Consider the following 19,520-nt stretch of genomic DNA (forward strand, 5'->3'; position numbering starts at 1 on the left):
GCCGCCCGAGCTGCTGCTGGAGTTCTCGCAAGTGCTCGGCACGGGGGGTTGACCTTGCCTTATAGGGCAAGGCGCATGATGGGGGAAATCGAAGCATCTGCACCTCGTATTCAGGAGTCCTCATGACCAACAGCGCACCCGCCGAGTTCGATCTGGCGGTGATCGGCTCCGGAGGCGGTGCCTTCGCCGCCGCGATTCGGGCGACCAACCTTGGCAAGCGAGTCGTGATGATCGAGCGGTCGACCGTCGGCGGTACCTGTGTGAACACCGGTTGTGTGCCCTCAAAGGCACTAGTCGCGGCCGCCGAGGCACGCCACGTCGCGTTGGACGCCGCCCGGTTCCCGGGGATCGACGCGTCCGTGGAGCCGGTGGATATGCCGGCGCTGATCGAGGGGAAGCGGGTGCTGGTGGAGGGGATGCGCTCGGAGAAATACGTCGATCTGATCGGCGAGTACGGCTGGGAGCTGCTGCAGGGCGACGCCACCTTCACCGGATCCCCCGACGACCCGGCGCTGACCGTCACGGACTTCGAGGGCCGCCAGGTTCCCGTTCGTGCTGAGCAATATCTGGTCGCGACCGGATCACGGCCGTGGGCACCGACGGTCGAGGGGCTGGCGGAGGTCGACTTTCTGACCTCGACGACGGCGATGGAAGTGTCGGAGGTTCCGGAATCGTTGCTGGTCCTCGGTGGCGGACCGGTGGCGATCGAGATGGCGCAACTCTTCTCCCGCCTCGGATCGAAGGTGACCATGCTGGTCCGGTCGCGACTGGCCTCCACGGAGGAGCCGGAGGTCGCCCGCGCACTTGCGGCGGTGTTCGCCGACGAGGGTATCCGGGTGGTGCGTCGCGCCGCGCTCACCTCCGTGAGCGCCGACCCGACGACCGGCGAGATCCTCGCGACGGCCACCGTCTCGGGCGGCCGCGAGGAGTTTAGGGCGGCACGGCTTCTCGTCGCCACCGGTCGCCGGCCCGTAACCGAGGGACTGAACCTCGAGGCAGTAGGTGTGCAGACCGGGGATCTTGGCGAGGTCGTCGTCGACGATGAACTCGCGACCTCGAACCCGCGGATCTGGGCAGCGGGCGACGTGACCGGGCATCCGGAGTACGTCTATGTCGCCGCGGCGCACGGTGCACTCGTGGCCGAGAACGCGTTCAACAACGCCGGCCGCAAGATCGACTACGGGCACCTGCCCCGCATCATCTTCTCCAGCCCTACTGTCGCCGCTGTCGGGATGACGGACAAGCAAGCCAACCACTCCGGGGTCCGCTGCCGCTGCCAGGTGGTGCCGCTGGAGTACGTGCCCCGAGCGATCGTGAATCGCGACACCCGCGGCTTCATCAAGATGGTCGCCGAAGCAGACACCGGCCGCATAGTCGGACTCACCGCTGTCGGGAAAGAAGCGGCCGACCTTGCCGCGGCCGGGGTCTACATCCTCGAAGCCGGCATGACGGTTGACCAGGTCGGCAAGCTCTGGAGCCCCTATCTGACCATGGCCGAGGGTATCAGGATCGCCGCGCAGTCCTTCAGCACCGACGTCAGTAAGCTCTCCTGCTGCGCCGCGTAACCCCTTGTTCCTTCATCACACCAACAACGAAAGCGGGTCACAATGACCGAGAACGACACGCTCGCAGAGCGCCTCACGTCGAGCGAGACCGGGCAGGAAGCCTCTCTCTGGCTGCCGCTGATGAAACTACTTGCCCAAGGCGACCCGGTTGAGGTCAGCACCCTCGCGACGGTGACCGGGCGCAGCGAAGCCGACGTGCAACAGGCGCTGGCCGCGGTTCCCGACATCGAGTACGAGTACGGCCGCATCATCGGCCAGGGCCTCACCCTGCGTCCCACCCCGCACCGCTTCGAGGTCAACGGTGAGCAGCTCTACACCTGGTGCGCACTGGACACCCTGATCTTCCCCACCCTGCTGGACGCGTCAGCGCGGGTCGAGTCCGTTAGCCCCGCAACCGGCGAGCCGATCGCCGTCACCGTCGGCCCCCACGGGGTTCAGTCGGTCTCGCCCGAGACCGCCGTGGTTTCCCTCGTCAATCCCGAGGACATGACCTCGATCCGATCGGCGTTCTGCAACCAGGTGCACTACTTCACGTCCGCCGAGGACGCGCAAACCTGGCTCGAGACACACCCAGGAGGAGAAGTCATGCCCGTGGCCGACGCCTACGCCCTCGGCACCCAAATGGCTCGAACCATGATCGAGAATGCCCAGGAGGGAAGCGGCCCGTCAGGCGCCGACAGCTGCTGCTAGAACACAGGCGGCTCAGCGACCCGACGATCAGCAAGAGCCAGCCGACGCCCAACGGCACCCGAAACGATCAATGACGACAACACAAGGAGTAGCTAATGAGTGAACGTGTCGATGTTGCGGTGCTCGGGATGGGCCCCGGCGGTGAGGTCGCGGCGAGCCGGCTGATGAAGGCTGGCAAGAAGGTTGCCGTGATCGAGCGGGAGCTGATCGGCGGGGAATGCGCCTACTGGGCCTGCGTCCCCTCGAAGACCGTGCTGCGGCCGCCGGAGGCGCAGACCGAGGTCCAGCGAGCGGCCGGAGTCAGCGGTGCGGAGTTGAACTGGTCGGAGACTAGCGACTACCGCGACTACATGATCCGGAACCTCAATGACGCTGGCCAGGTCGAGGGCTACAGCAAGCGAGGTGCCCTCGTCATCAAAGAGGATGCCCGCATCACCGGCCCTGGCCGTATCCAGGCCGGCGAGCAGGAAATACTGGCCGAGCACATCATCATCGCCACCGGTTCCGATGCGGTCGTGCCGCCACTGGAGGGTCTGGAGGACATCACCGCCTGGACGAACCGGGAGACCTACACCGCGACGTCACTGCCCGGCAGTGCCGTAATCGTCGGCGGGAGCGCCGTCGGGGTGGAAACGGCGACGTTCCTCTCCCGGTTCGGTGTGAACGTCACCCTGCTGCAGCGTGGCCCCAGGCTGATCGACCGCGAGGATCCGCGCGTCGGGGAGCTTGCCAAGCACTACCTTCAGAGCGCCGGGGTCGACGTGCGGCTGAACGCGGTGGTCCGAAGAGGGCGCCGCGATGGCGGCGCGAGCGTGATCGAGCTCGAGGACGGCAGCACGGCCACCGGAGACGTCGTGATCTTCGCCACCGGCCGCAGCCCCCGCAGCGGCGGCCTCGGCTTCGAGGACGTCGGCGTCTCGCTCGGTGAGCACGGTCAGGTGCTGGTGGACGACCAGTGCCGGGCGGCCGAGAACATCTGGGCGATCGGCGATGTGACCGGGGTCATGCCGTTCACCCATGTGGCGAAGTACCAGGGCCGCATCGCCGCCGAGGCGATCCTCGGCGGGACGCGGAAAGCGTTCTACGACGGCATCCCTCGCGTCGTGTTCGGGGAGCCGGAGATCGCCGCGGTGGGGCTCACCCAGCAGCAGTCCGATCACGCCGGTTTGCACACCACAGCCACCGAGCTCGACCTCGCCGACGCAATCACCCGGCCCTGGACTTACGAGAAGGACCCCGTCGGCAACCTCGGGCTCCTGGTCGATACCGAGGCGAAGGTGCTGGTCGGCGCCTGGGCCGTCGCACCCTTGGCCGGGGAGTGGATCCACCACGCCTCGCTCGCCATCCGGGCACGGATACCGCTAGACACCCTCCGCGACCAGGTCGCCCAATACCCCACCTACAACGAGGCCTACCTCGCCGCCCTCGACCACATCAAGGCCTGAGCTCGTGCGCGGGAGGGGCGGTCTGAAGAGCTGCCCGAGCTGGTTTCGTTCCCTCAAGAGCCGTGAAAAGATCAGCGTGAAGATCCCAGGAGCGATCGAAGACGTACTCACCGCGTAAGTCGGCGGCTACGTCGGCACGAAAGTTGCGGAGCCGGTGAGCACCAAGCTCAACGAAGTGCAGCCAAGCAGGCCCCGGCCGATGGAGGACGCTGTCCGACCCGGGGGCAACTGATCGCCGACGACATGGTGACACCGACGGCCGGCTTCAGCGCCCCGAATCGCGCCTACCGCTGGTCACCCACCTGCACGGTTTCCTCGCCCACCAAGTCTTCGGCCTCGCTGCCGTGGTCACCCTGCGAAGCCATCTAGCCACACGGTGGCGCCGCCGCTGAGACTGTCGGATCGGCCACTTGGAGCGACGTCCGGGCCCCGCGGCTACGCGCACGCCAGGCGGGCCGAATTCGGACCGTCCGAGCGGTGTGGACGGAATTCCGGGTCGGTGTCGAACTGTCGGCGCTCTTGCATGATGCGGTCAGTAGCCGCTCGGCCAGGCGAACCTGGGGGGAACCGGACTGTTGCCGCCGTGGGTCACGATGATAGCGATGTCCTCCTTGCTTGACAGCGCGCCGCCTGCCGGCGGTCGTTGTTCGATAGCATCGATCTCCTCGGTCCCTCGTCCAGCGCGGCCACCGTCCCACGGCGGCCTCGAATTTCCCGGCTGCGATTACCGTGATCGCGGCTCGTCATCGTCGGCCGTCACTGTGTTCCGGGATCGGTTCCGCGCGCGGACGAGAATTGCGCTGATCAAGATGACCGCGACCGCGGCCAGGGCGGAGCCGGTGACCAGACCTATGTTGCTGCTGAGGAAAGCGGTCATAGCGGAGGAAATGCGGCTGCCGGTCGTGGCCAGGCTCTCATTCGCGCCCCCGGCGACCAACGCAGGTGCCCAATAGGCGACGAGGTAGATCCCGGACAGCAGCAGCACCGCCCCGGCGATCCGGGGCACATACCTTGCGGTGCGGTGCAGGATCCGCGCCAGCAGGCCGCTGGCCAGGGCCGAGGACAGAGCCAAGAGCACCAGCACCATCGCCGCTCCGGCTGCGTACGCGGCGAACACCACCACCAGGCCGACCGCGCTGCCAGCTGCCAGAGCCTGGCCGATCACCGCAAGCAGCACCGCGAGGGTGCAGGACAGGGACGCCACCCCGTACGCGGCACCAAAGGCGAGCATCGCGCTCGGGCCGCGTCCTTGCCGAGCGATCCGGCTGGAGTTCATGGTGAACCCGACGTGCCGGCCGGCGAGCAAAGCGGTGCCAAGCCCGACAAGCAGCACACCGACCAGCACTGCTACCCACGGCACCGCTCCGATCAGGCTGCGCATTCCAAGTGCGACCAGCAGCCCGGCCACGCTCAGCACTCCGGCGAATCCGGCGCTGACCAGCAGCCCGGCTCCGAGCCCGACCAGCGCACGCCGTACGAGGCTCTGCTGCGCGCCGGGTTCGTCGCGGCCAATGTAGTAGGCGAGGAACGCGGGCAGCATCGCGAATCCGCACGGGTTCACCGTCGACAGCATGCCCGCCGCGAAGGCGAAAGCGAAGGTACCCAACACGCCTCCTATGAGCCCGCGGCCGCGATGGCCTGGGCCGTCTGGGCCGCTGAGGGGTCCACCCCGCGGTAGACCACCCGCCCGGCTTTATCCAGCACCATCGTCAACCCGAGCGCGTCCACGTTAAACCGCTTCAGCAGGGTCCCGTCGTCGCGTACCACCGACAACGGCGGATTCCCGACGTCCTGCATGAACCCGTTGATTATGTTCACCGGCTCGCCGGGGTCCAGATCGACCGCGACGGCCTGCACCCCCGAGCCAGCCTTCGCCACACCCGCCCCGACGGACTTCGCGCCCGTCACGCAACTCGAACACGAGGCGGTGAAGAAGTAAAACAGAGCCGGCTTGTTGTTCGGCACCGTCAAATTCGTCCCGGACACCGTCCGCACCGTCGTGGACGGGAACGAGGACCCGGCAGCTGAGCCACCCGACGGGCCCGTTGCCGCGCCCGGCGACGTCTGCGCTCCGCACCCGGTAAGCAGCAACGCCACCGCGATCCCTGCCAAGGCGACGGCGAAACCACGACCTCGACGGCTTCGCAACAGGCTGGATCCCGAACCGCGCCTCACTTGCGCGCCGCCCGCTGGCGCCGCTCCTTATTCGGCGGCACCACTGCAGGGCTCGGCACAGCACAGCAGTCGTCAACCATCACTGGCAACACCTGCTCACCAGCACCCTCGCGGCCTGCGCTGTTGGTTTCCGCTGAACGGGCGGCCGAACGACGCCGCGCCCGAAGCACCGTGTACACCACGGCGGCGGCCATCACCAGGGCCGCCACAGCCAAGACCGGCCAGCTGCCCAGCACTCCACCAACCAACGCGAGTCCACCCGCCGCGATCAGCGCCGGGCCGCCGCAACACGCAACTGCCAGCCCCACCGCGCCGATGGCGATCAACGCCACGCTCATCCCGCCTCCACGATTCTCGGACATCGCACTCTCCATCCACGGTCAGACAATCCCGGCCATACCCGACCGGTCTGTATTCATCTTTCACGTTTCCCTATAGGGGAATGTCAACCCACCGGGCGCGAGCTGCTGCTGCTCTGCGCTGGTCATCCTCACATCCATCGAGGTGCGGGCTACAGTGCGGGAGGCCGGCCTTAGCAGATGAACCCTTGGAAGCGGTGATCGCTCGGGAAGAGGCCGTCCGTCTCGCCCGTCGCGTTCACGAACTCACCGAGCAGCTGGCAGCGAACCTGAATCGCATGACCGGACTGATTCAGACCAGCCCCGCCGCTCCGCTTCTTCAGATCACCGGGGTTGGGCCGGTCACCGCTGCAATCGTGCTCACCGCGTGGTCCCACCCCGGCAGGGTGCGCTCCGAGGCCGCCTTCGCTGCCCTCGCCGGCGTCAGCCCCATCCCCGCATCCTCGGGCAACACCACCAGGCATCGTCTCAATCGCGGAGGCGACCGACGTCTCAACAGGGCGCTCCACACGGCCGTGCTCGTCCGCATGGTCCACGACCCCGAAACCCGCGCCTACGTCGAAAACAGGCTCCAGGAAGGACGCAGCCGACGCGAGATCCGACGGGCACTGAAACGCTACCTCGCCCGAAGCGTTTATCGATCACTCAACGCGCTCCACCAGCCAGTGCTGACGACTTGACAGATATAGAAGCGTCGACCCGGCACTGCGCTCCGCTCCCGTTCACCCTCGATCCCCTTGCCAGACAGGCGAACAAGAACAGTTGAAGGGATCCCAGAACCATGAGCGACACCACCACCGTTGCGGGCACCATCGAACACCTCGACCCACACGCCCTGATCATCGAAACCAACGTGCGCCCCTCCGCACCCATCACCCCCGCGTTCGTGCAGAGCATCCGCGAGAACGGCGTTCTCACCCCGGTCCTCGGGCATCGAAGCGACGACGGCCAGGTGACCGTCCGAGCTGGACAGCGCAGGGTGTTCGCCGCCCGCGAAGCATGACTTGCCACCATTCCCGTCTACCTGGTGGAGGCTGACGAGGTGACCGCGGAGCGGATCGTGCAGCAGATGGTCGAGAACGACCAGCGCGAAGCCCTCACCGACGGCGACCGGGCCGCCGCCTTCCAACAACTCGCATTCGAAGGACTCAGCGTCACCGCGATCGCCCGACGCACCGGCACCAAGCAGAAGGAGGTCAAGACCGCACTCGCGGTGGTCGAGAACCAGGTGGCGGCGAGCGCAATCCAGGAGCACCAGCTGACCCTGGATCAGGCGGTCGTGCTGATCGAGTTCGACGGCGACGACGAAATCCGCAACGACCTCATCCAGGTCGCCACCACCGACCCAGCCCAGTTCGCGCACGCGGCCCAGCGGGCACGCGACGACAAAGCCCGCGCCAAGACCAAGGCGGATGCGGAAGCCGACCTGGCGGGACGTGGCTACCTAATCCTCGACGCGAACCCCGGCTACTACGACACCGAGTACACGCGCATCAGCGAACTCCTCACCGCCGATGACCAACGCGTTACCGTCGAGCACATCGAGAACCTGGACGGGCGAGCGGCCTTCGTGCGTGTCTACGCGGACGGCGACGCCACCATCAGCTACTTTCTCCGGGACGCGAGAGCGGCAGGCTTCCACACCTACGGCGGTACCCCGTCCAAGTCGGGGCCGATGACCGACGAGGAGAAGGCCCAACGGCGCATCCTGATCGCGAACAACAAGGCGTGGGCGTCCGCTGAGATCGTCCGCCGCGAATGGCTCGCCACGCTGCTGTCCCGGAAGGCTCTGCCCAAGGACGCGGCGGTCGTGATCGCCAAGGGTCTGACCGTCCACCGGCAGGCGATCAGCACCGCCACCCGTGAGGGCAACGAGCTCGCCCACCAGTTGCTCGGCCTGGAGCCCTCCGGCTACTTCGAGAACGACAAGCTCGTCGCGTTGCTTGAGCAGACCCCGGCAAAAGCGCAGCATGTCGCGCTGGCGGTCGTCCTCGGGGCGTGCGAGTCGGTCACGAGCAAGCAGACCTGGCGGTACCCCTCCCCCACCGATAAGGACTACTTCACCCAGCTCGCCGCGTGGGGCTACAACCTCAGCGATGTCGAGCAGATCGCGACAGTAGGCGAGGCCGTCCAGACGGCAGAAGAAGCTGGGGCGGTCAGCTCGGACCCTGGCGTGAGCGACTGATCCTGCCGGAGGGAAGCGGGCCTGCGCACCAGGCCCGCTTCTCGCTTGCGCTGTCAGGACAGTTCGCGAGTCGCCGCTTGCACCGTCGACGGCCCGACCACTGGACCTCCGCGCTGGGATACCCGGTTGAAGGCGACGAACGGCACACACGCCGTCTCAGCCGTGAGCGCCGCCAGACGGCCGATCGGTGTGCGGGGATCGGCGGCGATCGCCCATCCATCGACTGCGTACCGGCTCACCGTCTCGACGCACTCCCGCTTCTCCTCCGCCGAGGGGCTCGTCGAGCCGACCACCCCGACCAGACCGCCCCGCAGTTCCGGACCCATGTTTCTCGTATCGATGGCGAATACCCGCATCCTGATCACTCCCCTGGTTGATCGTTTTGTTTGCCTTTCCGGCGGGGAGATCAGTGGCGAGTGGGAGGTGCGCAGTGCCGGGACCGTGGAATACCGGACTGGAGCGAAGCGGAAGGAGGATATGCCGCGAAAGCCCGGCACGGAAGCACCGGGAACGAGCTACGATCGGGCGGCGGAAAGACACACAAAGCTCTGGGAACAGCGCCGCCGGGGGCGGCTCCTCCCGTCGTTGCCCGAGCGGTATCGCACGAGGGGGCCATCCAGTCGATCTCCGACGCCCGTCACCGACTTATTTCTCCGAGATCGGCTGGTCACAACGGCACCGGTCGACCACCGAGGCGGGAGTATCCCTTGCGCGAGCGGTTCGATGGCCGGCCGACCCGAACGGCGCGGCCATCGAACCATGCGCGCTGACAACCGGCTGGGGGGAGGCGGCGTCAGATGCGTGCCACCATACCCGGAGGTTCGCTAAGAATCCACCAAGGTCAGGGCCGCCATGAAAGCTGCCAGCCTTAGTTGACCTGGATTAGGGGACTTCCGAAAGAGTTCGCGTTCTCCATCACGGGTGCGCGAGCTCATCCGCGACCGCGGTCTGCGCCTGGGCGTGCGTGCCCAGCCCGTGCGCGGCGAGATAATGCTCCGCATCTAGGGCGGCAGCGCAGCCGGTGCCCGCTGCTGTGATGGCCTGCCGGTAGCGACGGTCGACGAGGTCGCCGCACGCGAATACGCCGGGCAGGTTCGTCTCGGTGGTCGGATGCTGAACCTTCACGTAACCGTCGGCGTCCAGATCGATCTGACCCGCGACCAATGCGCTGCGCGGGTCGTGACCGATCGCCACGAACAGGCCGGTCGCATCCAGGGTGCCCGGCTCGCCCGTGACGGTGTCGCGAACAGTGAGCCCGTTCAGCTTGTCGTCACCGTGGGCTTCGGCGATCTGGGTGTTCCAGCGGATACTGATCTTGGGGTTCTCTTGCGCCCGATCCTGCATGATCTTCGATGCGCGCAAGGCATCACGCCGGTGGATGAGGGTTACCGAGTTGGCGAACCGGGTGAGGAACATGGCCTCCTCCAGCGCCGAGTCGCCGCCGCCGGCGACCGCGATGTCCTGATTCTTGAAGAACGCGCCGTCGCAGGTGGCGCACCAAGATATCCCGTACCCGGAGAGCCGATCCTCTCCCTCGATGCCGAGCTTGCGGTGCGCCGACCCCATCGCAAGGACCACGACGTGTGCCTCGTACACGGTTCCGCTTCCGGTGGAGATCGTCTTGATCTCGCCCGTCAGGTCGACCGCGGTCGCATCGTCGTAGACGAGCCGGGCGCCGAAGCGCTCGGCCTGCTGCCGCAGGCTCTCCATCAGGTCCGGGCCCTGGATGCCGTCAATGAAGCCGGGAAAGTTCTCGACCTCGGTGGTGTTCATCAGCGCCCCGCCGATCTCGACCGAGCTGGTCAGCACGATCGGGTCAAGGCCGGCGCGGGCCAGGTAGATCGCGGCGGTGTATCCGGCGGGGCCGGAACCGATGACGACGACGTTCTCGACGCTCACGCGGGCGTGACCTCCAGGCTCTTCAGCAGCTCGCGCACGTGCTGCTCCACCTCGGCTCGGATCACCCGCACAGCCTCGACCGGCTGGCCCTGCGGATCAGCGAGCTCCCAATTCTGGTAGCGCTTGCCGGGGTAGATCGGGCAGGCGTCGCCGCAGCCCATCGTGACAACGACGTCTGCGGCCTGCACGACATCGTCGGTCAGCGGCTTCGGGAACTCGCGACTCATGTCCAGCCCGAGCTCCGCCATCACCTCGACCACAGCTGGATTCAGTTCGTACGCGGGCATCGACCCCGCGGAGCGGACGTGGACGCGTCCTCCGGAAAGAGACTCGGTGAGGACCGCCGCCATCTGTGAACGCCCAGCGTTCTGCTCACACACGAACAGCACCTCTGGCCAGATCACCGGCAGCGCACCCTTCGCTTGCGCCAGGGCGGTCAGCCGCTCCGTCGCGAAGTGGATCGTGCGCGTCGTCAGATGCGCCTTGACCTTCGCGGTGCGTAGCAGCGCGGTGTAGGACTCGAGGACATACCGCTCCACCGTCTCCCGGTTGAACACCCCGTCGAACTTGGCGGCCAGATCGTCGGCGAGCCGACGCAGGTACGCCTCCGGATAGGCCAGCTCAGGCTGGCTACGGCGCCCCGTTGCGTCGATAGTCATGATCGTCACACCACCGCGGGCAGGAGCTCAGCGAGCAGGTTCTCGACGCGCTGCTTGATGTCGTCGCGGATCGGGCGGACCTCGTCCACCGGGCGCCCGGCGGGGTCGGTGAGCTCCCAGTCCTCGTACCGCTTCCCCGGGAAGATCGGGCAAGTGTCGCCACAGCCCATCGTGATCACGACATCGGACTCCTTCACCGCAGCGGTGGTGAGGATCTTCGGCTGCTCGCCCGCGATGTCGATACCCTCCTCGGCCATGACCTGAACCGCGACCGGGTTGATCTGGTCCTTCGGCTCCGAACCGGCGGACAGTACCTCGACGCGGCCTCCGGAGAGCTCACGCATGAACCCGGCGGCCATCTGGGAGCGGCCGGCGTTGTGGATGCAGACGAACAGGACGGTGGGCTTGGTATCAGTCATGGTTCTCCTCGGTTCTCAACGATCTTCGTTAAGCATAGATGTAGGTCAATGCTTTTTCCAGTCGTCTATCGCCGAATTCGGCAATCGTTCACTTTTCGATCCGCTCGAGAAGGTCGCGGACGCGACCCTCGATGTCGTTTCGGATCTCGCGGACGCGGGCGATCGGTTGCCCGACGGGGTCGGGGATGTCCCAGTCCAGGTATTCGCGGCCCGGGTAGATGGGGCAGGCGTCACCACAGCCCATGGTGATCACGTAGTCGGCTGCGCGGACCGCCTCGTCGGTGAGCGGCTTGGGGAACTCGCCGCCGAGCGGGGTGCCGATCTCGTCGAGCACGGTGACGATCGTGGAGCGCACGGCCTCCGCCGGCTCCGAGCCGGCCGTACGGACGATGACCCGGTCGCCGGCGAGCTGGCGCAGGATCGCAGAGGCGAGCTGGGAGCGGCCGGCGTTCTGCACACAGACGAACAGCACCTCCGGCACGGTGTGGGTGGTTTCGTCGGCCCGTAGGAGCGCGTCGAGCCGATCGATCGTGAAGCTGCTGGTCTGGGACGCTCGGGTCGGGTGCGAGCCCGCACGCTCGCCCAGCATCCGGTAGCTGTCCTGCACGTACGAGCTGACGATGTCCGGTGCCAGTACCCCTCGGTATCGCGTGGTCAGGTCGGCGACGATGCGCTCCAGCGCCGCCGCGTCGTCGCGTGTCTCGCCGTCGCGGACCAGGTTGGCGACGCGGTCGAGCTGGGAGGGCGTGATCGAATACCACGCCGTGCGGCCGATCTGTTCGCGCTCGACCAGTCCCTCGTTCTTGAGCATCCGCAAGTGGTGAGACACGGTCGGTTGCGTGAGCCCGAGGGTCTCGGCCATGCGGGTCACCGACCCCCGGCCCTCCTCGGAATCGAGGATGATCCGGAGGAGGGCGGCGCGGGTGGGATCGCTGATGCGCTTGAGGCTCTGCAGGTCCGGGCTAACCGCTTGCGCTCCGCTCATAGATGGGAGTCTATGCGCGAGAATTGTGCAATGAACGTAATCGTGCTCCACATCGATGACTGCCCGAATTGGGTAGAGGCGTCCGACCGAGTTCGAGCAGCTCTTGACCTCGTGCGGCCGACGGCGCATCTGGAGACGCGAACGGTGACCACCCCCGACGAAGCAACGGTGCTCGGATTCGCGGGCTCGCCCACGATCCTTGTGGACGGACAGGATCTGTTCGACGGCATCCCCACCGACGCTCTCGCCTGTCGCGTGTACCGGACGCCAGAGGGCCTTGCGGGAGCTCCGACGACTGGAATGATCATCGAAGCCCTCCGCGAGAAGGGCACTGCTTAGGAGCAGCAGGACGACCCGCTCGCGCCGGTCGAGCACACGCCTGTGGCCGGGAGCACCAGTTGCACGTTGCGTGCCGACGCGATGTCGCCGGCGAGGTAGGCGGTGATGGATCGGACCTGCTCGTATCCGGTGGCGAGGAGGAACGTCGGGGCGCGTCCGTAGGACTTCATCCCGGCGAGGAAGAAGTTCGGCTCGGGCTGCTGCAACTCGGCGAACCCGTGGGGCTCGACCGTGCCGCAGGAGTGGATGTTCGGGTCGATCAGCGGCGCCAGCCGGACGGGAGCCTCCACGATCTCGTCCAGGTCGAGCCGGATCTCGCGCAGCATGTCGAGGTCGGGCCGGAACCCGGTCGCGTTCACCACGATGTCGGTGTCGTGCTCGACCCGCTCGCCCGCTCGCTGGCCGATCAGCTTGACGCCGTTCTCGGTTGCGGCGAGGCGAAGGATTTCGAACCGGTCGATCTGCTGGATGGCGCCGGTGGCGATGAGACGGTCGACGCGCTTGCCGATAGCGGCGCGCTCGATCAGCTGGTCGTCATCCGAGGTGGTGACCCGGACGGCGCTCGCGTTGCGGATCAGCCAGGTGATCCGCGTTTCCGGCACCTCACGCTTAAGGGCGGCGAGGTTCAGGAGGGTGTTGGCGGCGGAGTGTCCAGCGCCGACGACGGTGACGCGCTTGCCGGCGAACCGGGCGCGCTCGCGCCCGACCACATCCGGCAGCGCGTGCGAGACGTGCCCGGCGACCGCCGGCAGCCCGAGAGGGTCGAGTCCGGACGAGGCGAGGCTGTTCGGGGTCAGGTAGGTGCCGGATGCGTCGATGACGGCGCGGGCCGTGACCTCCCGCACGCCGTCCGCATCGCTGATGCGCAGCAGGAAGGGGGTGTCGGCGCGGCCGGTGCTCCGGGTGCGATCCATGCCCTCGCGACTGACGTCGGTGACGGTGACGCCGTAACGGATGTGCGGACGGATCGAGTCGATTGCAGCCAGCGGCGCCAGGTAGTCATCCAGGAACTGGCCGCCGGTGGGCAGCTGCTTCTCGTCGGGACTCGCCCACCCTGTTTCAGCCAGGAGCCGAGCGGCGGCCGGGTCCACCAGCATCTTCCACGGCGAGAAGAAACGGATATGCCCCCACTGGGAGACGGTGTGGCCGGACGTGTCGCCGGTCTCATAGATCTCGAACGGGATGCCCCGTTCGACCAAGTGGGCGGCGGCCGCGAGCCCGATCGGCCCGGCGCCGATGATCGCCACCGGGAGCCCGTCGAGGCGGCTGCTGCGGATCGTGGGGACGGTCAGGTCGACGAGAGTCATCCCTCATTCTCCATTCATTGAAGGTTTTCGATTTACAGTGTGCCTGCTTCATCGAAATCTGTCAATGTACGGCTAGACTAGTCGCATGGCCGTTCTCGAAGCACTCCCGATCACACCCGTGAACGCCTGCTGCACTCCTGTGACGAGCGAGACCCTCTCCCTCGACGAGGCGGAGTCGATGGCGGCGGCGTTCAAGGCTCTCGGCGACCCGACCCGACTTCGCCTGCTCTCGATCGTGGCCAACTCGGAGGGCCAGGAAGCGTGCGTCTGCGATCTGACCGAACCGATCGGGCTCAGCCAGCCGACGGTGTCACATCACCTCAAGCTTCTGCTCGACGCGGGCTACATCACCCGGTCGAAGCGTGGCACCTGGTCGTACTACAAGCTCGTCCCAGGAAGCCTGGAGCGCGTGTCGAAGGTCCTCACGACAGCGCTCTAACCGAGTGGCCCGACCGTCGTGCGCTATGCGCTCCGCGTCAGGTGTGCGGCGAGGGAGCCGACCCGGCGTGCGATCTCGTCGAAGGCAGCCTCGAACGCTTTCGAGCTGCCGTCCGGCACCGGATCGGGAATCGACCAATGAGCGTCGCCGTACCCGAGCTCCTCGTGCGCTCGGTCACAGACCGTGACGACATAGTCACCAACCTCGACGACATCCGCGTACAGCTTCGGTCGTCCCGCCAGAACGACACCATGTCGCGCCGCGACCTGCACCGCACCCACCGCGACCCCGGGCGCCGGGTGCGTCCCCGCGGAAAGGGCCGGGACATCGCTGGAGCGCGACCAGAGCGCCTCCGCCAACTGAGACCGCGCCGAGTTCGCCGTGCACACGAACACGACCCGACGCGCGGCATCATCCGCAGACGGCCCCAGCGCAGTGAGCGCGGCCGGCCGCAGGCGCACGTACGTCCTGCGGCGATCGCCCTCCGAACGCTCGCGCACGATGATGCCTTCACGCTCCAGGACCGCAAGGTGGTGCGCGAGCAGATTGGTGGAGACCGCCAGCTGCGCGACGAGCTCTCCCGGAGTCAGATCGCCGAGCACGAGAAGGTCCACGATTCGCAGACGCAGGGGATCCGCCAGAGCCGCGTGCAACGCGGCTCGCGTCTCCAACGGATTTCGCCCAGTGTTCATTACCTCAATGTTGACTGAGGTATCTCCTACCGGTCAAGATGAAGCCAATGAACACGCGCCTTCTCTCTCGCCTGCTCGCCGAATTCCTCGGAACCGGACTGCTCGTCACGGTCGTCGTCGGCTCCGGGATCGCCGCCAGCCGCCTCTCTCACGACACCGGCCTGCAGCTGCTCGAGAACAGCATCGCCACCGCCCTCGGCCTCGCCGTGCTGATCCTCTTGTTCGGCCCCGTCTCCGGAGCCCACTTCAACCCGGTCGTCTCACTTGTCGACTGGATCGTCGGCCGCTCCGCCCGCAACGGACTGACCCTCGCCGAGGCGGGGGCATACATCCTCGCGCAGGTCGTCGGCGCCATCGGCGGAGCCCTACTCGCCAACGCGATGTTCGAGCTGCCCACGCACGTCGCCACCACCGAGCGGGTCACTGCCGGGACGCTCATCGGCGAAGTCGTCGCGACGGCCGGGCTCATCATGCTGATCCTCGCGCTGGCGCGATCCGGCCGCAGCGCCGCTGCCGCCCCCGCGATCGGCGCCTACATCGGCGCCGCCTACTGGTTCACCAGCTCCACCTCGTTCGCGAACCCCGCCGTTACGATCGGCCGGATCTTCTCCGACTCGTTCGCCGGGATCGCCCCGGCGTCCGTCCTCCCCTTCATCGCCGCCCAACTCGTCGGCGCCGCCATCGGCGTCGGACTCACCCTGGCGCTATTCCGCTCGGAGAAGGTCTTGGCCGAGGCCGCAGCGGACGTCGTCATCCCGCAGACCACCGATCGCTGAACGGAACCATCCCATGCATCTCGTCGCCATCGGCGGCAGCGACGCCGGAATCTCCGCCGCGCTGCGCGCCCGCGAACTCGACCCGGCGACTGACGTCACCGTCGTCGTCGCCGACGAATACCCGAACTTCTCCATCTGCGGCATCCCGTACTACTTCTCCGGTGACGTGCGCCCGTGGCAGTCGCTCGCCCACAGGACCCACGCCGACCTCGAGGCGACCGGGATGTCACTCAGGCTCAACACACTCGCCACCGGCATCGACGTCGCGGGTCAGCGATTGAACGTCCGGGCGGCGGACGGAACCGAGTCCGTGATCGGCTACGACGAGCTGATCGTCGGCACCGGCGCGCTCCCCTCGCACGCGGGCATAACCGGACTCGACCAGCTCACCCCCGCCGATGGGCTGCACGTCATCCACTCGATGGGCGACACCTTCGCCCTGGACCGCGACCTAGAAGCACGCGACCCGCGCACCGCGATCATCATCGGCGCCGGCTACGTCGGTCTCGAGATGGCCGAGGGATTCAGCGCGCGCGGCATCGACGTCACCGTCCTGCAGCGCGGACCCGAAGTCCTCTCCACCCTCGACCCGGAACTCGGCTCCTCCGTCCACGAGGAGCTGACCAGCCACGGCGTGCACGTGCGCACCCGCACCGTGGTTCGCTCGGTCGAGAAGGACACCGACGGTTTGCTTGTCCGCGCCGACCACGACGGCCAGCCCGTCAACCTGCGAGCCGACATCGTGCTCGCTGTTGTCGGTGTCCGCCCGAACACTCAGCTCCTGGAATCCGCCGGAGCCACCCTCGGCGCCGGCCGCGCGGTCGTCGTCGACGAGCAGATGCGAACCGGCCTGCCCCACGTCTACGCGGCCGGCGACGGGGTCGTCACCCACCACCGGCTGCTCGGGGTCACCTATCTCCCGCTCGGGACGACCGCGCACAAGCAGGGACGCGTGGCCGGGGAGAACGCAATCGGTGGCGACGCCCGCTTCGCCGGCTCGGTCGGAACACAGGTCGTCAAGGTCTTCGACCTCGTCGCCGCGCGAACCGGTCTTCACGACCACGAAGCGCACGCCGCCGGCTTCCAGAGCGTCACCACCCAGACCACCGCCGACGACCACAAGCGCTACTACCCGGGCGCCCAGCCGATCAGCATCCGCATCACCGGAGACGCCGACAACGGACGCCTCCTCGGCGCTCAACTCGTCGGCCGCCTCGGCACCGAGACCGCCAAGCGCGTCGACACCTACGCGACGGCGCTGTTCGCCGGCCTCACCGTGCAGCAGATCAGCGACCTCGACCTCTCCTACACGCCGCCACTCGGCTCACCGTGGGATGCCGTCCAGGCGGCGACCCAAGCCTGGACACGAGCCACCATCGAAACCGAGATCACGGTATGAACGACGCCCCCACCGTCCTCTTCCTCTGCACCCACAACGCCGGCCGGTCGCAGCTTGGATCCCACCTCTTCCGTCGCGTCGCCGGCGATCGCGCCCACGCCACCAGCGCCGGCACAGCACCGGCCGACGGGCCAAGCCAGCCTGTGGTTCAGGCTCTCGCCGAGCTCGGTATCGACAGCTCCGACGCGCAGCCTCGAGCGGTGACGGTAGAGGACCTTGCGGCCGCTGACATCGTCGTGGCCATGAAGCCCGGGCTCGAGCTCCCCGGCCCTGTGGCGGGTCAGTTCGTGCAGTGGGAGTTCCCCGACCCGGCGACCTGGGACCTCGACGGCGTTCGGGAGCTCCGGGGCACGATCTTGGTGCAGGTCGAGGAGCTGGTGGAATGGGTGGCACCCGCTGAAGAATGATCCGGTGACGACTCTGGGAAGCACGGCAGCCGAATGATCATTCGCACGCTCACGCTCGCGGACTGGTCCGAGGTCGAGCGGATCTACGTCGAGGGGATCGCGACGGGCAACGCCACGTTCGAGTCGGAGCCTCCATCGTGGGAGCAATTCGACGCGAGCAAACTGCAGGTTGGGCGACTTGTCGCGGTCGATGAAGGCGGCGTCGCCGGCTGGGCAGCCGTGTCTCCGGTCTCCTTACGCGAGGTCTACCGGGGCGTCGTCGAACACTCCGTGTACGTTGCCGACCGCGCGCGCGGCCACGGACTTGGACGGCTGCTCCTGGACGAGCTGATCAACGCGTGCGACAACGCGGGCATCTGGACGATCCAGTCGAGCATCTTCCGCGAGAACACCGCCAGCCTCCGTCTCCACGAGCAGGTCGGCTTCCGAGTGGTCGGACATCGCGAACGCATCGCCCTGATGACCTACGGGCCGTGGGCCGGGCAATGGCGCGACACCATCCTCATCGAGCGGCGACGGGAACAGTAGTCCGCACCCCCTTGCGCAGCGCTACCCTGAGCGCACCGGAGGGAGGCCTCTCATGCGCACGGAACCCCTGCTCGGACTGGACGTAGCCTCGCTCTCCGCCGTCTTCCTCGCCCTGCTCGGAATCCACGTCGCGGCGGCTCTGGTCGCAATCGCGAGTGGGCTGGTTGCCATGTTCAGCCGAAAAGGCTCCGGCCGGCACGTTGTCAGTGGCCGGTTCTACTTCGGAGCGATTCTGATCGTCTTCGCTTCCGCGTGCGCGATGTCCGCCTTCCGGTGGCCCGCCGATCTGCCCCTTGTTGCGGCGGGTGCCGTCGCTGCCGTCGCGGCCTCCTTCGGGTTCATCTACCGTCGGCTCCACCGACCCGGCAACGCTCCACACATCATCGCCATGGGAGTCTCCTACGTCGCCATGCTGACCGCGTTCTACGTCGACAACGGACCCCAGCTCCCCCTTTGGCGCCTGCTGCCCTCGTGGTTGTTCTGGTTTCTTCCCGCGATCGTCGGGGCTCCGCTCATCATCCGCGCCGTGCTCAAGCACCGCCACCTCAGTTCCGACAGTGACAACCCGAGTATCAGGAATCCCGCGTGACGGGTCGCCGTGCCAGTGTGCCAACGCCCAGGTCGCTGGCCGCGGCGGTCGTCACGGAAGGAATCAGTCGAACCCTCAACGAGAAACGTCAGCGCGGTCTCCGCGCCAGAACACAGCTATCCAAAAACCGCAGCGCCGACACACGTACACGTCATTGCGCTCACCAAGCGCGTGAACCTGACGCCGGAGCCGCTCCCGGCCGCAGCAGGAGCACTCCACTGACTCATTGGTCGACATAGTTCACGATAACTCCGTGACACCGCTCCCGGTATGCGCGCAGATTTCTTCGCGGGTCACCGTCCTGGGCGCTTAAAGCCGTATCGTGCGTGGTGGTTGTCGGCGTGAAACGCTCGTGTTCGTGTTCACCTTCCTGTGCGACACTCGGCGCGTGGCGAAAGACGTATCCGACGAAGACACCATCCAGCAGGTAACTGAACGCCTCCAGGCGAAGTTCCCGGACATGTCCCGGGAAGAGATCGAGAACGCCACGCGCGCCGAGTTCGACGACTTCGTCGGCCGACCGGTGAAGGACTACCTGGCCATTCTGGTTGAGCGCTCTACGAAGAAGAGGCTGAAGAAATCGGCCAACGCGAAGGACTGACTGCCGAAACCCGTCAGCCCGGGGCCGATCTACCAACTTCCTCCTTTGCTGCCTGCCTTGTC

Annotated in this window: 23 protein-coding genes and 1 pseudogene; 14 read left to right on the plus strand and 10 right to left on the minus strand. The window is 67.0% G+C overall.

The features are described from left to right. Positions 1 to 122 precede the first annotated feature (122 nt). The 3 genes from merA (at position 123) to HNR13_RS00075 (ending at position 3,700) form a co-directional block, all read left to right on the plus strand. Positions 123 to 1,565 carry a mercury(II) reductase gene (gene merA / locus HNR13_RS00065; RefSeq protein ID WP_021763757.1) on the plus strand — a complete coding sequence of 481 codons (1,443 nt, stop codon included), beginning with the start codon at positions 123 to 125 and terminating at the stop codon, positions 1,563 to 1,565. Between the two features lie 42 nt (positions 1,566 to 1,607). Then, a complete protein-coding gene (gene merB, locus HNR13_RS00070) occupies positions 1,608 to 2,255 on the plus strand; it encodes an organomercurial lyase MerB (RefSeq protein ID WP_021763756.1) in 648 nt (215 codons plus the stop codon). Positions 2,256 to 2,350: 95 nt separating this feature from the next. After that, positions 2,351 to 3,700, plus strand: a complete 1,350-nt coding sequence (locus HNR13_RS00075) for a dihydrolipoyl dehydrogenase family protein (protein WP_021763755.1) — start codon at positions 2,351 to 2,353, stop codon at positions 3,698 to 3,700. A gap of 724 nt (positions 3,701 to 4,424) precedes the next feature. On the opposite strand, the gene HNR13_RS00080 is transcribed toward HNR13_RS00075, so the two are convergent. The 3 genes from HNR13_RS00080 to HNR13_RS00090 form a co-directional block, all read right to left on the minus strand. Then, on the minus strand, positions 4,425 to 5,309 hold the full coding sequence (locus HNR13_RS00080) for a cytochrome c biogenesis CcdA family protein (RefSeq protein WP_021763754.1): 885 nt from the start codon (positions 5,307 to 5,309) through the stop codon (positions 4,425 to 4,427). 5 nt (positions 5,310 to 5,314) lie between these two features. Further along, positions 5,315 to 5,665 carry a TlpA family protein disulfide reductase gene (locus HNR13_RS00085; protein WP_051337007.1) on the minus strand — a complete coding sequence of 117 codons (351 nt, stop codon included), beginning with the start codon at positions 5,663 to 5,665 and terminating at the stop codon, positions 5,315 to 5,317. Positions 5,666 to 5,871: 206 nt separating this feature from the next. Further along, positions 5,872 to 6,237, minus strand: a complete 366-nt coding sequence (locus HNR13_RS00090) for a hypothetical protein (protein WP_168688434.1) — start codon at positions 6,235 to 6,237, stop codon at positions 5,872 to 5,874. Positions 6,238 to 6,413: 176 nt separating this feature from the next. Here HNR13_RS00090 and HNR13_RS00095 point away from each other — a divergent pair. The 3 genes and pseudogenes from HNR13_RS00095 to HNR13_RS00105 all read left to right on the plus strand — a co-directional run. Continuing rightward, positions 6,414 to 6,914: pseudogene (locus HNR13_RS00095) on the plus strand (IS110 family transposase); the annotation flags it as partial. A gap of 101 nt (positions 6,915 to 7,015) precedes the next feature. After that, complete coding sequence (locus HNR13_RS00100) at positions 7,016 to 7,237, plus strand: ParB N-terminal domain-containing protein (RefSeq protein ID WP_168688433.1); 222 nt, start codon at positions 7,016 to 7,018, stop codon at positions 7,235 to 7,237. A 24-nt stretch (positions 7,238 to 7,261) separates the two neighbouring features. After that, a complete protein-coding gene (locus HNR13_RS00105) occupies positions 7,262 to 8,419 on the plus strand; it encodes a chromosome partitioning protein (protein ID WP_179603906.1) in 1,158 nt (385 codons plus the stop codon). A 53-nt stretch (positions 8,420 to 8,472) separates the two neighbouring features. Here HNR13_RS00105 and HNR13_RS00110 read toward each other — a convergent pair whose 3' ends face one another. From HNR13_RS00110 to HNR13_RS00130, 5 genes are all read right to left on the minus strand, one after another. Continuing rightward, complete coding sequence (locus HNR13_RS00110) at positions 8,473 to 8,775, minus strand: hypothetical protein (RefSeq protein WP_168688431.1); 303 nt, start codon at positions 8,773 to 8,775, stop codon at positions 8,473 to 8,475. Between the two features lie 559 nt (positions 8,776 to 9,334). Further along, positions 9,335 to 10,318 (minus strand): thioredoxin-disulfide reductase, encoded by a 984-nt coding sequence (trxB, locus tag HNR13_RS00115; protein ID WP_021765552.1) that lies wholly within the window; start codon positions 10,316 to 10,318, stop codon positions 9,335 to 9,337. Then, on the minus strand, positions 10,315 to 10,977 hold the full coding sequence (locus HNR13_RS00120; RefSeq protein ID WP_039924270.1) for an arsenate reductase/protein-tyrosine-phosphatase family protein: 663 nt from the start codon (positions 10,975 to 10,977) through the stop codon (positions 10,315 to 10,317). Before HNR13_RS00120 ends, trxB begins: the two co-directional genes overlap by 4 nt. Positions 10,978 to 10,982: 5 nt before the next feature. Then, a complete protein-coding gene (locus tag HNR13_RS00125; protein WP_021765550.1) occupies positions 10,983 to 11,396 on the minus strand; it encodes an arsenate reductase ArsC in 414 nt (137 codons plus the stop codon). Between the two features lie 88 nt (positions 11,397 to 11,484). Next, entirely contained in the window at positions 11,485 to 12,381 is an 897-nt protein-coding gene (locus tag HNR13_RS00130) for a metalloregulator ArsR/SmtB family transcription factor (RefSeq protein ID WP_021765549.1), read from the minus strand. Between the two features lie 30 nt (positions 12,382 to 12,411). Between HNR13_RS00130 and HNR13_RS00135 the strand changes: the two genes are divergently transcribed. Beyond that, the gene (locus tag HNR13_RS00135; protein ID WP_021765548.1) at positions 12,412 to 12,720 is read left to right on the plus strand and encodes a hypothetical protein; all 309 of its coding nucleotides are present in this window, start codon (positions 12,412 to 12,414) and stop codon (positions 12,718 to 12,720) included. Here HNR13_RS00135 and HNR13_RS00140 read toward each other — a convergent pair. Further along, complete coding sequence (locus HNR13_RS00140) at positions 12,717 to 14,027, minus strand: NAD(P)-binding domain-containing protein (protein ID WP_021765547.1); 1,311 nt, start codon at positions 14,025 to 14,027, stop codon at positions 12,717 to 12,719. The two genes, HNR13_RS00135 and HNR13_RS00140, sit on opposite strands and share 4 nt — an antisense overlap. An 85-nt stretch (positions 14,028 to 14,112) precedes the next feature. On the opposite strand from HNR13_RS00140, the gene HNR13_RS00145 reads away from it, so the two are divergent. Then, a complete protein-coding gene (locus HNR13_RS00145) occupies positions 14,113 to 14,466 on the plus strand; it encodes an ArsR/SmtB family transcription factor (protein ID WP_021765546.1) in 354 nt (117 codons plus the stop codon). A gap of 23 nt (positions 14,467 to 14,489) precedes the next feature. On the opposite strand, the gene HNR13_RS00150 is transcribed toward HNR13_RS00145, so the two are convergent. Next, positions 14,490 to 15,158, minus strand: a complete 669-nt coding sequence (locus HNR13_RS00150) for an arsenate reductase/protein-tyrosine-phosphatase family protein (RefSeq protein ID WP_039924259.1) — start codon at positions 15,156 to 15,158, stop codon at positions 14,490 to 14,492. A 47-nt stretch (positions 15,159 to 15,205) separates the two neighbouring features. Between HNR13_RS00150 and HNR13_RS00155 the strand changes: the two genes are divergently transcribed. The 6 genes from HNR13_RS00155 to HNR13_RS00180 all read left to right on the plus strand — a co-directional run bounded on the left by HNR13_RS00155 (position 15,206) and on the right by HNR13_RS00180 (position 19,458). Further along, positions 15,206 to 15,934, plus strand: coding sequence for an aquaporin (locus HNR13_RS00155; RefSeq protein ID WP_179603907.1), 729 nt, complete (start codon positions 15,206 to 15,208; stop codon positions 15,932 to 15,934). A 13-nt stretch (positions 15,935 to 15,947) separates the two neighbouring features. Then, positions 15,948 to 17,333 (plus strand): FAD-dependent oxidoreductase, encoded by a 1,386-nt coding sequence (locus HNR13_RS00160; protein ID WP_179603908.1) that lies wholly within the window; start codon positions 15,948 to 15,950, stop codon positions 17,331 to 17,333. Then, positions 17,330 to 17,740: an arsenate-mycothiol transferase ArsC gene (locus HNR13_RS00165; RefSeq protein ID WP_021765542.1), complete on the plus strand. Its 411-nt coding sequence runs from the start codon at positions 17,330 to 17,332 to the stop codon at positions 17,738 to 17,740. Before HNR13_RS00160 ends, HNR13_RS00165 begins: the two co-directional genes overlap by 4 nt. 33 nt (positions 17,741 to 17,773) lie before the next feature. Next, positions 17,774 to 18,268, plus strand: a complete 495-nt coding sequence (locus HNR13_RS00170; protein WP_021765541.1) for a GNAT family N-acetyltransferase — start codon at positions 17,774 to 17,776, stop codon at positions 18,266 to 18,268. A 52-nt stretch (positions 18,269 to 18,320) separates the two neighbouring features. Next, a complete protein-coding gene (locus HNR13_RS00175; RefSeq protein ID WP_051337076.1) occupies positions 18,321 to 18,857 on the plus strand; it encodes a DUF2306 domain-containing protein in 537 nt (178 codons plus the stop codon). 358 nt (positions 18,858 to 19,215) lie between these two features. Next, entirely contained in the window at positions 19,216 to 19,458 is a 243-nt protein-coding gene (locus HNR13_RS00180; RefSeq protein ID WP_155829193.1) for a three-helix bundle dimerization domain-containing protein, read from the plus strand. Positions 19,459 to 19,520: the final 62 nt, after the last annotated feature.

The organism is Leifsonia shinshuensis (assembly GCF_013410375.1).
GTDB lineage: Bacteria > Actinomycetota > Actinomycetes > Actinomycetales > Microbacteriaceae > Leifsonia > Leifsonia shinshuensis.

Coding starts and splice junctions, on each gene's coding strand:
- merA (WP_021763757.1), top strand. CDS start 123: ATGACCAACAGCGCACCCGCCGAGTTCGATCTGGCGGTGATCGGCTCC.
- merB (WP_021763756.1), top strand. CDS start 1,608: ATGACCGAGAACGACACGCTCGCAGAGCGCCTCACGTCGAGCGAGACC.
- HNR13_RS00075 (WP_021763755.1), top strand. CDS start 2,351: ATGAGTGAACGTGTCGATGTTGCGGTGCTCGGGATGGGCCCCGGCGGT.
- HNR13_RS00090 (WP_168688434.1), bottom strand. CDS start 6,237: ATGTCCGAGAATCGTGGAGGCGGGATGAGCGTGGCGTTGATCGCCATC.
- HNR13_RS00100 (WP_168688433.1), top strand. CDS start 7,016: ATGAGCGACACCACCACCGTTGCGGGCACCATCGAACACCTCGACCCA.
- HNR13_RS00110 (WP_168688431.1), bottom strand. CDS start 8,775: ATGCGGGTATTCGCCATCGATACGAGAAACATGGGTCCGGAACTGCGG.
- HNR13_RS00120 (WP_039924270.1), bottom strand. CDS start 10,977: ATGACTATCGACGCAACGGGGCGCCGTAGCCAGCCTGAGCTGGCCTAT.
- HNR13_RS00125 (WP_021765550.1), bottom strand. CDS start 11,396: ATGACTGATACCAAGCCCACCGTCCTGTTCGTCTGCATCCACAACGCC.
- HNR13_RS00130 (WP_021765549.1), bottom strand. CDS start 12,381: ATGAGCGGAGCGCAAGCGGTTAGCCCGGACCTGCAGAGCCTCAAGCGC.
- HNR13_RS00135 (WP_021765548.1), top strand. CDS start 12,412: ATGAACGTAATCGTGCTCCACATCGATGACTGCCCGAATTGGGTAGAG.
- HNR13_RS00140 (WP_021765547.1), bottom strand. CDS start 14,027: ATGACTCTCGTCGACCTGACCGTCCCCACGATCCGCAGCAGCCGCCTC.
- HNR13_RS00145 (WP_021765546.1), top strand. CDS start 14,113: ATGGCCGTTCTCGAAGCACTCCCGATCACACCCGTGAACGCCTGCTGC.
- HNR13_RS00150 (WP_039924259.1), bottom strand. CDS start 15,158: ATGAACACTGGGCGAAATCCGTTGGAGACGCGAGCCGCGTTGCACGCG.
- HNR13_RS00155 (WP_179603907.1), top strand. CDS start 15,206: ATGAACACGCGCCTTCTCTCTCGCCTGCTCGCCGAATTCCTCGGAACC.
- HNR13_RS00160 (WP_179603908.1), top strand. CDS start 15,948: ATGCATCTCGTCGCCATCGGCGGCAGCGACGCCGGAATCTCCGCCGCG.
- HNR13_RS00165 (WP_021765542.1), top strand. CDS start 17,330: ATGAACGACGCCCCCACCGTCCTCTTCCTCTGCACCCACAACGCCGGC.
- HNR13_RS00170 (WP_021765541.1), top strand. CDS start 17,774: ATGATCATTCGCACGCTCACGCTCGCGGACTGGTCCGAGGTCGAGCGG.
- HNR13_RS00175 (WP_051337076.1), top strand. CDS start 18,321: ATGCGCACGGAACCCCTGCTCGGACTGGACGTAGCCTCGCTCTCCGCC.